This is a genomic window from Bacteroides zhangwenhongii (assembly GCF_009193325.2).
GTDB lineage: Bacteria > Bacteroidota > Bacteroidia > Bacteroidales > Bacteroidaceae > Bacteroides > Bacteroides zhangwenhongii.
Window position 1 is genome coordinate 537672 of the sequence record NZ_CP059856.1, and the last position, 12606, is coordinate 550277.

6 protein-coding genes are annotated in these 12606 nt (G+C 43.9%); 2 read left to right on the forward strand and 4 right to left on the reverse strand.

Translation table 11 applies throughout. From position 1 onward, the window contains the following. Nucleotides 1-55: 55 nt before the first annotated feature. Entirely contained in the window at nucleotides 56-2647 is a 2592-nt protein-coding gene (locus GD630_RS02135) for a helix-turn-helix domain-containing protein (RefSeq protein ID WP_143867502.1), read from the forward strand. 84 nt (nucleotides 2648-2731) lie between these two features. Continuing rightward, nucleotides 2732-5212 (forward strand): glycoside hydrolase family 31 protein, encoded by a 2481-nt coding sequence (locus GD630_RS02140; protein ID WP_143867500.1) that lies wholly within the window; start codon nucleotides 2732-2734, stop codon nucleotides 5210-5212. Between the two features lie 667 nt (nucleotides 5213-5879). Here the strand turns inward: GD630_RS02140 and GD630_RS02145 are convergent. From GD630_RS02145 to GD630_RS02160, 4 genes are all read right to left on the reverse strand, one after another. Then, nucleotides 5880-7025 (reverse strand): AAA family ATPase, encoded by a 1146-nt coding sequence (locus tag GD630_RS02145; RefSeq protein ID WP_143867498.1) that lies wholly within the window; start codon nucleotides 7023-7025, stop codon nucleotides 5880-5882. A 123-nt stretch (nucleotides 7026-7148) separates the two neighbouring features. Then, nucleotides 7149-9092: a glycoside hydrolase family 97 protein gene (locus GD630_RS02150; protein ID WP_143867496.1), complete on the reverse strand. Its 1944-nt coding sequence runs from the start codon at nucleotides 9090-9092 to the stop codon at nucleotides 7149-7151. Nucleotides 9093-9134: 42 nt separating this feature from the next. Continuing rightward, on the reverse strand, nucleotides 9135-11594 hold the full coding sequence (locus tag GD630_RS02155) for an alpha-L-arabinofuranosidase C-terminal domain-containing protein (protein WP_143867493.1): 2460 nt from the start codon (nucleotides 11592-11594) through the stop codon (nucleotides 9135-9137). Between the two features lie 39 nt (nucleotides 11595-11633). Next, the gene (locus GD630_RS02160; protein ID WP_143867491.1) at nucleotides 11634-12605 is read right to left on the reverse strand and encodes a glycoside hydrolase family 43 protein; all 972 of its coding nucleotides are present in this window, start codon (nucleotides 12603-12605) and stop codon (nucleotides 11634-11636) included. Between the last annotated feature and the right edge of the window lies 1 nt (nucleotide 12606).

The following is a 12606-nucleotide window of genomic DNA, read 5'->3' on the forward strand; positions in this document are numbered from 1 at the left end:
CTCTATCCTCTCTATTTCCGAAAGAAACAATTACCTTTGTAAGATCGAAATAGCCATGACTACCAATAGTTTGAGAAACATACGGATTCTGCTCTGCTTATTTTTCTGTTTCAGGATGACACCGTTCATATATGCCGGTGAATTCCTGTTCACCACCATCAATGCGTCGCAAGGATTGAGTGATAACCAAATACGTTATATCCTCCAATTGACCGACGGAAGAATGGTATTCACCACCAGCGGTAATGTAAATTTATACGACGGTGTACATTTCAGCTATCTTCACCGCACCACGGAATACGTATATCCATTAAACCAATATAACGGGCATTACCGCATTTACCAGAGTGGGGATTCTCTGTTATGGATTAAAGATACTCACAAACTGATGTGCATTGACCTGTACAGAGAGGAATACATTCCTGATTTAGATGCTTACTTTAAGAACAGAGAGATACAAGCCCCCGTAGAAGACCTTTTTGTAGACGATTCAGGACACATCTGGCTACTCATAGCTAACGAATTACTGGAATTAAACAACAAGACCCGTATAACCTTGCCCGACAAGTATTCCGGAAAATTGCAGGACCTGAATGCCGACAGTACCTCCCTATATTTATTCTATGACACAGGCGAAGTGTCCTGTTACCACATAGCCGACCAAAAAACAGTATACAATATAGCCGCTTATCCTGCATCCGAACAAGCTGAATATCAAAATACTTCTCTCGTCGTCAAAAGCGCAGACGGCTTCTATCAACTACGCAACGGGCGTAAAGGCGGTTTATTCTATTTCAATAGCCACGAGCGCACATGGAAAAAACTCTTCGAACAGAACTATACTCTCAACACCCTTATCATTACCCCTAATGGTGAGAAAGCCTATATCAGTTGCGTTCACGGGTTTTGGATGATTGACCTCCACACAGGAACACAAAAATACATCCCCCTATTGAAAACCGGAAACGGACAGATTGTCTCTACCGAAATCAGCACTGTCTTTCAAGACCGACAAGGAGGGTTATGGCTCGGAACTTTCAATCGGGGTTTATTATATCATCACCCGTCCATGCATAAACTGACTCATATAGGTCGCAATGCATTTCCCGTCTCCCCGGAAGAAGAAATCAATATTGAATCTTTCGCCGAAGATAAAGATGGAAATATCTATCTGAAAGCTCATTCCCGAATTTATCGACTGACAGCTAATGAACAAAAATCCTATGTATTAAAGTCAGCAGCTATCCCGTCTGTCTCTCCTGAAATACTGAATCGGTTGAACCCCAACAAGAACCATCATTTCAGAAATAAAGTATACAATACATTATATACCGACACACGCGGCTGGACATGGGCAGGAACTCCTGACGGGCTGGAACTTTTTACCAGCGAAAACGACTCTATCCCACGTATCTTCTATCGTGAAAACGGATTGAGCAATAACTTTATCCAGGGCATTATTGAGGACAAATATCGAGACATCTGGGTAACGACCAGTAACGGTGTCACACGCATCCACATAAATCCGGAGAATAAGAACATCAGTTTCACCCGGTTCAATCAGTTGGACGGTGCTTTGGACGGCGAATACATAAAAGATGCCGTATTCAGTTCTTCCGACGGCACTCTCTATTTGGGTGGTATTGATGGCTTTAGCATATTCCATCCCGACAAGGACTCCATTCATCCGATGCTTCCTGATCCGCCGGTTTTCACAGCCTTACGCTTGTATGGAGAAAAAGTGAATACAGGAAAAGAATATGGCAACCGCATCATCCTGTCCAAGGCTGCTCCTTATACAACCGAAATCGAACTGGACTATAACCAAAACTTCCTGACTTTCGAATTTTCGGCATTGAATTATATCAATCATGAACGCACATACTACCGTTATCAACTGGAAGGTATCGACCCGCAATGGATGAGTACATTTGCAGGAAGACAGGGAAATGCGACTGTGGGGAAAGGTCTTCTTCAAGCTGTTTACACCAATTTACCACCGGGAGATTATACATTCAAAGTCATGGCCTCGGACAATCCTCTTCAGTGGAACGGCAAAGTGACAGCTATAAAATTAACCATCCATGCACCGTGGTGGAAAACAAGCACGGCTTATATCCTGTATGCAGTCATTTTATTACTGATTGCTTTCACCGGTATCCGATTGTATATCTATTGGAGCAGAAAGGAAATGGAACGCAAGCATAAAGAAGAGATTCTATTACTCCGTATCCGCAACCTGATCGAACAAAATAATTCTCTAACCTGTGGCATAGAAGAAACGTCTCCCGACCATCAGCAACAGGACACGGAAGAATCTGCATTTCTGGCACAAGCCATCAAACTGGTGGAACAGAATCTGCACGTCAATGGCTATTCGGTGGAGCAACTAAGCCGCGACCTCTGTATGGAGCGAACGGGATTATACCGCAAACTGGTGACTATGCTCGATCAGTCTCCCAGCCTCTTTATCCGTAACATTCGCCTGCAACGGGCAGCACAACTGATAACAGAGGGCAAGCTAAGTATTACAGAAATTGCGGAAAACACAGGTTTTAGCAGTTCCAGTTATTTAAGCAAATGTTTTCAGGAAATGTATGGATGCCGCCCGTCAGAATATGCCGAAAAAGCGAAGAAATCAACGTGATTACTGTTTGTTTCAACCTGATTGTTGTCCGTTTTACTTGCCTCTGCCCTACTTTTGCTGCATCATAAAGCACTTAAAAAAACCATGAAAATGAATCTTATTAGAAAAGCCGGTTTCTTGCTTGTATGTGCAACAATGGTTGCAGCAGGCAATGGTACAGCACAAAATGTACAGCGTACCTCACAAGGCATCAAGTGTGCCACACAGGGGATGGATGTCAACGTAGAGTTTTATTCACCCTCCATTGTCAGGGTTTATAAGACGCCCAGTCAGAAATCTTGCAATAAAGAAAGTCTGGTCATTGTCAAAACGCCCGAGTCGACTCCTGTTTCTTTCGGTGAAAAGGGGAAAAATGTGACATTAAGCAGCCGTCTTATCCAAGTGGAAGTGAACCCGGAGACTGGTGGTATCCATTTTTTCGATTCGTCCGGCCAACGTCTGTTGACGGACAAGGATTACGGAACACAATTCACTCCTTTCAATGATGCAGGTGTTCCGTCTTTCAATGTCCGCCAGGCTTTTTTGCTGGATAAAGACGAAGTAATCTACGGATTGGGACAGCAGCAGACGGGTAAAGTGAACCAACGTAACCAGAAACTACTCCTCCGCAATCAAAATATGAGTATCTGTATTCCGTTTATTCATTCCGTCAAAGGATATGCCCTTTATTGGGATAATTACTCTCCTACTACTTTCCTCGACAATCCGCAAGAGATGTCGTTCGACTCGGAAGTAGGCGATTGCGCTGATTATTATTTCATTTACGGTGGCAATGCAGACGGTGTAATAGCCGGAGTGCGCGAGCTGACCGGTCAGGCCCCGCTCTATCCGCTCTGGACACTGGGATTCTGGCAATGCCGCGAACGCTATAAAAGTCCGGACGAACTCTGCGAAGTAGTAGACAAGTACCGTGAACTGAAAGTACCTCTGGACGGTATCATCCAAGACTGGCAATATTGGGGATGCAACGAAAACTGGAACTCGATGAAATTCCAAAACCCACGCTATATCAACAAAATGGGTGATCCGGAATACATGAAATTCCTCCCGAACGGAGAAGACAGAAATGCTAATTATGGAACGCCACGCATCAAAAGTCCGAAAGAAATGATCGACTATGTACATAAACAGAATGCACATATCATGATTTCAGTATGGGCCTCGTTCGGTCCGTGGACAGAGATGTACCAGAAAATGGATAGCCTGAAAGCATTGCTTCACTTCGAGACATGGCCTCCCAAAGCCGGAGTAAAACCTTACGACCCGTTCAATCCGACAGCACGCGATATGTATTGGGCAGAAATGAAAAAGAATATCTTCGATCTCGGAATGGATGGCTGGTGGCTCGACTCTACCGAGCCGGATCATCTGGAAATCAAGGACAAAGATTTCGATACCCCCACTTATCTGGGTTCATTCCGCAGAGTGCACAACGCTTTTCCTTTGATGTCCAACAAAGGTGTATACGAACATCAACGTGCTACCACTTCCGACAAGCGAGTATTCCTGCTCACACGTTCGTCTTTCCTGGGACAACAACGTTATGCATCACATTCATGGAGCGGTGATGTAGTCTCTACCTGGGAAGTGATGAAAAAACAATTGGCGGCAGGACTGAATTACTCACTATGCGGCATACCATACTGGAATACCGACCTAGGCGGCTTCTTCGCATGGAAATATAACAATAATGTACACAATATCGCTTATCATGAATTGCACGTGCGCTGGTATCAGTGGGGAGCATTCCAGCCGATCATGCGTTCACACAATTCCAGTCCGGTAGCTGTGGAAATATACCAGTTCGGCAAGAAAGGAGACTGGGCGTATGACGCACTCGAAAAATATACTCACCTGCGCTATCGCCTTTTGCCCTATCTCTACAGCACTTCATGGGAAGTTACCAACAAAGCGGGCAGCATCATCCGACCACTCATGATGGATTTTCCTAAAGATAAGAAAGTACTTGAGATGGATACAGAGTATATGTTTGGCCGTAATTTCCTTGTCCGCCCCGTAACTGATTCGCTTTATACATGGCAGGACGACAAACAGAACGGCTACCAGAAGAATATGAATAAGATAGGAAAGACAGATGTTTATCTACCCGCAGGTGCCCAATGGATTGATTTCTGGACCGGAAAAAGCCTGAAAGGCGGACAAACCATCCAGCGTGAAGTGCCTATCGACATCATGCCGGTCTATGTCCGTGCAGGTTCTATCCTACCCTGGGGACCGGCTGTACAATATTCCACCGAAAAGAAATGGGATAATCTGACACTTCGCGTTTATCCGGGTGCCGACGCTGAATTTACTCTTTACGAAGATGAGTTCGACAACTACAATTACGAAAAGGGAGCATACACTACCATTGCCATGAAATGGAATGATAAAGACCGCACCCTGACGATTAACGACCGGCAAGGTAACTACAAAGGAATGCTGAAGAATCGTAAATTCAATATTATCATTGTAGAACCGGGAAAAGGTTGTGGTGACGGTGATGCTACGACATTCGATCAATCTGTTTCTTATAGGGGAAAGAGAGTAGACTTAAAATTATAAAGTTTCGAGCCGGTTTCCGGAATTACCCAATACCATAAGTAGACATAGTAAAAAATATTTCTAAAACACTTATCACTCAAATCTACAAGATTGCCCTTCACCCTTCACGATACCCTATCCATCGGCGTTAGCGGGTGAAGGGCAGGTCTTCACCTACCTTTCACCCAGCCTTCATCTCTTTTCAGCTTTCACTTGTTTCTACTCTACAAACTCCCTAAAGTATCAGCAACACGTCTCCGCTTCATTGGCTACAAACTTCCTTACCATTATAGCTAAACTTCCCTTCATCCGTATATAAAGTTCTTTTTCACTAATTACAATCTATAAACGGAACCTGCGTTTATAAAAACAAAGCTTGCATTTATAAAAACGAAGGCTTCGTTTTTATAATCAAAGCCTTCGTTTATAGTTTATCTATAGTCCAAAGAAAGTTTGCTCCTATAGACAGGAACTTTAGTGCTTATAAAGAAGAAGTTGATCTATAAGATACCGCATCCAGTGGACTAATAGTCAATATACATCAGACCAACAGTCGGCATACATGAACATAGACATTGATGAAAATGGAGATTAGAGACAGGTGAAAGGAAGGTGAAGGCCTGCCCTTCACCCGCTAACACCGATGAACAGGGCATTGTGAAGGGTGAAGGGCATTTCCTCGAAATGATTATTTTAGTATACCGGCGTAAGGTAATGTCTGTAACCACAACTCCATAAAACGGTCGTATACACAATATCCCTCTTCTGCCTTAAACACATATTCTTTATTAACCAGAAACTTAAGAGCCGCATTAATACTACTCGAACCCTTCAATCCATACTTCTTAATAAATATAGAGCTATTAATAGCTGCTACAAATCGTTCCCGAGCGATAGCACGCAACAAAGTAGACTGGTTCTCGGTCAGCATACCATATAAACGCTGGTATTCATCCACCTCAGAACGAACTATATCCGCCAAACATTTCTCAAAGATAGTTTCATTCAAGACGGGCTCCTTTTGTTCATAAAGTCGGTTCAGCACATACTGTATATACCATGTATGCCCATTAAAACGTTGATAAATCATCTGAAAAAGTTCATCACTCAAATCTTTTCCTCCGGCCTGCATCCAACGTATGGCAAAAAGAGAATAATGCTCTAAAGGGATGGATGTCAGATTCATCTTTTCCGTACTCCGGTAAAAAGGACGTTTCGCTGAACCGAACATTTCTGCCATCAGATGTTGTTTACTTCCTGAAAAAATAAAATGTACATGAGGTAAAAATTGAATGTAAGAGCGCAACAAGCCTTCTGCCCCTTTTTCCGGATATTCAGTGATCTGCTGAAACTCATCAATAGCGATATAACATTCCTTTCCCGAATGTTCCAGGTAATCAAAAATCTCCTTTAATGTCGCTTGTGCCTGGGAAGGTTGAAAATCAAGAGTCGCTTGCGACACTCCCGTTAAGACATCGGGGGAAAATACTAAACGACAACTTTTAAAAAAGCCACTGATTGCCGCCAACGTCTTCTGCGATAAATTATCTAATTTACCAATCACAGTCTGCCCGAACTGAATGATAAAGTCATCCAGACATGTCGTAGAAAAAATATCCATGTAAAAACAGACTGCCTCCGGATAATCCCGTCGTATCTGATGAAAAACGTTCTGTATTAATCCGGTCTTACCCATACGGCGAGGACTCATTAAGGTCACATTCCTTCCATTCCGTAAAGCGGAAATCAAATGTTCCGTCTCTTCTATCCGATCACAGAAATACTTAGGACCAGCATAGGCATAAATCAAAAAAGGATTATTTACGTCATTCATATTCAAGCAATTATTTATAGCGTAATTGTTGTAGCACTTTTTGTGCTACACAAATTACGCTATAAATATTGATTCTACCAAACTTTTGCCGGAGAATCATTTCCCTTATGATCCCGTAACGATTCAATTCACCAATACAACACCTCCCTGTGGAAGGATTTCCAGCTGCACTTTACCATTCTCTTTTACTTTCAACGGTACAAGTTGAGGTTCTCCTTTTTTATCGTCCTTATACAGAGAGACGGTTTTTCCGGCAAACATATCTAAATCCAGTTTCAACTTTACGATTTCTTTTCCGGCATTCACAGCCGCCAGATACCAGGTGTCACCGTGGCGACGCGCCAAGACTACATATTTTCCCGGATACCCGTCAATGAAACGTGTCTCATCCCATGTGGTAGGAACCGCTTTCATATAGTCCATACAAACAGGAGAAACATCTTTCAAGTTGTTAGGGGCAAGCGCAAAGTTCTGTACCGGATTCTGGAACAGTACCGTAGTGGCTAATTGAAATATATCAGTAGTACGGCGGATAGTTCCTCCGTCATTGTTGCGGTTCAGCCGTTTGTTCAGAAAACAACCGCCGAATTCCATGCAACCTACCGTATTGCGGATAAACGGATGCAGGCAAGTATTGAAAGCTTCCTCATCACAGAAGTGTTGGTTGAAAACCATATTCTCGGATGCGAGCACAGCCTCGCTGCCTACATAGTTGGGGTACATACGTTCCCATCCGCGAGGGATGGTACAGCCGTGGAAGATTACCATCAGACCGTGATCGTCAGCATCGCTCAAGATATCTTCATAAAGACGCATCGTCTCCTGTTTATCTCCACCAAAGAAATCTACTTTGATTCCTTTCACTCCAAGACTCTGCAACCATTTCATTTCACGTTTGCGGATAATGGTATTGTCCATGCGATTCACCGGTCCCTGCTCAATATCATTCCAATAGCCGGAAGAGCTATACCACAAGAAGAGTTCCACTCCTTTGCTCCGTGCATATTCCACTAGAGATTTCATGCGGTCACGACCGATTCTTGTATCCCACCAATTGTCAATCAATACATATTCATAACCCATTGCGGAAGCAAAATCTATATAGCGGACCTGATCGTTGTAGTTGATACTGTCATCCTGCCAGAGAATCCAGCTCCATGTGCCGCGTCCGAAACGATAATCATGCTTCGTTTCATAAAGAGGATGTACCACATCCCAAGTGACAGTCGTTTCCACAATCGGTTTCAAGGTCTCGCCAACAGTTATGGTACGCCAAGGAGTGGCACCGGGAAGGGCAAACGCCGGAGCAGAAGTTCCGTTACCGTTATTTTCTTCCGCCATCGGAAAAGCTATTGTATATAGACTACCTTCAGTCACGTCACTCAAATGTGAACCGCAATAACGGCTGTCTACTCCCGTCTCACTGATTAATGCCCAACCATCAGTTCCGATACGGAACAAGCAAGGGAATGTGTAGCCATGTCCGTATTGCGAACGCTCACTCATAGGCGCATCCGCTTTATATTCTTCCTCGTAACTGGGTTTTGTTCGTTTCCAACCTATCATGGCATCGCTTTGCGGACATAAGAAGGTAGTAGTCTGCTGTGGAAAACGGAAACCGGTTTCTTCGGCAGTCACCGTCACACTTCCTTTTCCATTCTGGCGAGGCAAACTATATCGAAACGCTACGTCATTGTTGCCAATACGGAAGGTTACATTCATTTTCTGTCCTTTGGGATTCTCAAAATTACAAATCAGCTCGTTCGCCTGATAGTGTATTTGTGATGTCTTGATACGGTTCTGATTATAAACGGTATCAATCGGAGTGACGGAATGTCCTGTCAGTTTCATCCCCTTTGTAAAGTCACCAATATTGGTGGTCATTCCCAAAGGAGATTTCTCCAGCATTGTCTTTCCATTATAAACAATAGAATAAGCAGGCTTCGCCTCCGAAGAAGCAAATACCGCTAATTGTAATTTCCCATCCGGTCCGTCCATCACTATATCTTGCGCCACCAGAGAGGTCAGGCAGAAACTTGCCAATACTGTTCCTATCAGTTTCTTCATAATCATTACTATGGTATTAGGGATATGTCAGTTTACTTTCCACTAATTCGCCTTCTGTATCCGGATCACCGTAAAAGAATAGGCGGGCAGATTACAATCAAACTTCTCTGCAATTTGTATTCTGTCTTCAACAGGTAACGGAGTATCCGTCGGCTTACCGGTCAATACGGTTCTCTTCGCAGAAGGTTGTACCGCACCGATTCCGGAGAGATCCACATTCGTATTTACCTCCGCCGGAAGCAGATTCACCAGTTTCACAATCACGTCCCCGCTTGCCGAATCACGAACAATGGAAGAAGCAAAACGCTTCCTCACCTTATCGTCTTTATTGTCTAAAACAATTTTAGACGGCAAATATTCGCTCCCGGCATTCTGCCCGTAAAGCTTCTGAACATAATAACCGGTAGTAGGCTTCACTTCCCGATTATTGAAGTAAATCAAATCCGGATTCCATTGGGTATGTCTTTCTTTGGCGAGAAGAGGAGCATAGGAAGTCATGTGTACTACATCCCCATTCCGTTCCAAAGAGGCCAGATAAAGAGCTTCCGTCAAAGCTGTTTCAATATTTGCTTTCCGTCCCGGTATGTGAGTGGCATATTCTCCGAGATATACTTTTGTTTTCTTGCTGCGGTCATACTTGTCGTAAAAGTCTTGATTATGCAGGAACCATCCCGGAGACTGATAATAATGTTCGTCCACCATCGGAACACCTAGTTTGTCCGCCAGCTTCCATCCTTCCACATAATCCGTGCCCTCATTGAACGGTCCTACCGTACCTACAACTATCATTTCCGGATATTTTTCTTTGATGGCATTGAATATCATCGTGAAGCGTTCTTTGAAGATATCGGTGATAAGGTCCTCGTTGCCGATGCCGATATATTTCAGATTGAAAGGTTTCGGATGGCCTGCTTCAGCGCGCACCTTTCCCCACTTTGTCTTCTTCGCATCACCGTTTGCCCATTCTATCAGATCAAGAATATCCTGAATGTAAGCTCCCATTTCGCTCATCGGAATGCCGCCTTGCTGCCCTCCTCCCAAGTTGCCGTGACAGGCAGAATTCTGGCAAGGGACACCGGCAGCCAATACCGGAAGCGGTTCCGCACCAATATCTTCGCAGAACTGAAAATACTCAAAGTATCCCAATCCCATACTCTGGTGATATCCCCAAAGGTTACGTTGCGCCTTTCTTGCTTCCAACGGGCCTACCGTATTTTTCCACTGATAAATATTCTTCAAACCATCGCCATGAGCCACACAACCACCCGGGAAACGGATGAAACGGGGATGAATATCCGCTATCGTCTGAGCCAAATCCTTGCGGAGACCGTTCTTACGTCCTTTGAAGGTATCTTGTGGAAACAGGGAAACCATATCCAGATTCAGTTCTCCTGCCAATTGAGGGATAATCTCAAGGTGCGTATCCGCAGTCACTTTTGCAGTAATCACCGTTTTATATGTTTTCCATTGACGGGAAGACACAGACAGAGAAGCTTCTCCACATACCTTCCCTTCTCCATCTACCAAACGAATCTTCAATTTATTGGATTTACCTTGCGGCACACGGGCGAACATGGAAAAATCATACTTTTCACCAATATTCAACGCGATACCGTCAAATCCGGCATTGACTAAAGCCGCGCCCGGTTGCTCCACATCCAACACAGCATAATGCGGATTATTGGGATGGATAGGATCTTCTGTATCAATAGTAAAGCCCGCTTTTTCTCCTTTCAGCGCCCACGAGTGAGTATTGTTCCAGTTCTTATCCCCTTCCCTGTCTGAAGGATCATATTCAAAATCACGATTCTGAATCAGTTCCGCATAAAGACCGCCATCTGCCGAATAGTTAATATCCTCAAAGAAAGCCCCCAACAATAGTTCACTGATCTCTTTTGCACGTTCCGGTTGCACAGTGACCGTTGCCTGCACGGGTTTCAAGCCGGCAAAACGTTCACCATCCTGCACCGGACGTTCTCCATATAATGAATTCCGATATTGATTCCAGTCATAGTGCTTGCTCAGCCCCTCTACCAACTCCCAAGTTACCCGGTTGATACTTCCTTTCTGCTCTTCTCCCGCAACCATCGCTTTTACTCTCATTCCTTCAAAATCCGGAGTGGTACGGGGATATTTCTGGCTGGTCCAGTAAATCAAGTCTTTAGAGGTAGCTTGCCCATATCCGTCACGGTCATTCAGTTTCCATGTACAAATCCATTCGCCTTCGGACGATTGTTTCAAACAAGGGTCAAGCATTTTCTTCTGCGATCCCCAACGGCTATAATCACAACGAAGATAGCCGTAATTACGACCGACCTCAAACCAATTCTCTTGATCCATACTCCACGCAAAACGTAGTCCGCTACGTCCGTCATCACCGGAAGTGGCAAAGGAAAAGAGATAAACAGAATCGGGGGTACTCGCCACTTCTCTGATTGCAGCCAAAGTGACTTGCTGAAACGTCACAAACAGAACAGCTAAAAACAGGAATAATTTTCTCATGGTATATACATTTCATTAAGATTATCAACCTACCGAAGCTTAAAGACCTACCGGCTTACCATACGCTTTGAACAAGCGTTTCAGTTCTTTTCCGGTAATGGGTATCACAGTACCGTGACGCGGATGAAAGTCCATACTCACAGCATGGTCTATTACTTTAAAGTTTTCGAGGTCGGTACTTTCCGTAAACTGGTATTTACCTTTCATATATACATCGTACATAAGGATATATTTGTCCGTCCCTATTAAAGGGAAAATGCCCGAACCTTCTACGGCTTCTTTGGTCTGTTGCTTATAACCATCCGATTCTTTCCACTGTCCGGAAGTCAAAGAAGGAGTGGTCGCCTTTTTGATTCCATTTCCATTGCCTTCCGTTTTATAGAACAGATGGTAAAGTCCGTTTTTATAAATAATATCCCCGTCGATACATGACTTTCCGTTTGCCGGTAGAAACAGAGGTTTCGGTTCACCTTCTATATCCGTAAAATCCTTGTTGGCATACGCATAATAAATGATATCCGCACCGTTGCCATGTTTCATTGACCAATATATCATATATTTCCCGGCTTCTTTATCATAAACCGTCTGCGGCGCCCATACCCGTTTCAGATTCTCCTGATTGGGATACTTCTTTTGGATGTTTACAACATTAGAAGTCCAGTGAACCAAGTCCTTCGATTTCAGCAACACCATGGCACGGTTAGAATCCCATCCGTTTCCACATACCATATCGGTAACGACCATATAGAAAGTCTTTCCATCTTCAGAACGGAGGATGTGAGGATCACGTACTCCACCTGTTGAACTAATCACACGGGAATCAAGTACCGGTTGATTCCCGTTCAAGGCTTTATAATTGTATCCGTCAAGGCTGACAGCCATCCGGACGGCTTCTTCACTCATGCGATTGCCTGTAAAATAAACAAACAGATAAGCGGATTGCTGGCAGTAGCCAGTCAGCACTCCTATGAAAAGGAGTGCCAAGAGGGTGATATATTTCTTCATATTCATT

Coding starts and splice junctions, on each gene's coding strand:
- GD630_RS02135 (WP_143867502.1), top strand. CDS start 56: ATGACTACCAATAGTTTGAGAAACATACGGATTCTGCTCTGCTTATTT.
- GD630_RS02140 (WP_143867500.1), top strand. CDS start 2,732: ATGAAAATGAATCTTATTAGAAAAGCCGGTTTCTTGCTTGTATGTGCA.
- GD630_RS02145 (WP_143867498.1), bottom strand. CDS start 7,025: ATGAATGACGTAAATAATCCTTTTTTGATTTATGCCTATGCTGGTCCT.
- GD630_RS02150 (WP_143867496.1), bottom strand. CDS start 9,092: ATGAAGAAACTGATAGGAACAGTATTGGCAAGTTTCTGCCTGACCTCT.
- GD630_RS02155 (WP_143867493.1), bottom strand. CDS start 11,594: ATGAGAAAATTATTCCTGTTTTTAGCTGTTCTGTTTGTGACGTTTCAG.
- GD630_RS02160 (WP_143867491.1), bottom strand. CDS start 12,605: ATGAATATGAAGAAATATATCACCCTCTTGGCACTCCTTTTCATAGGA.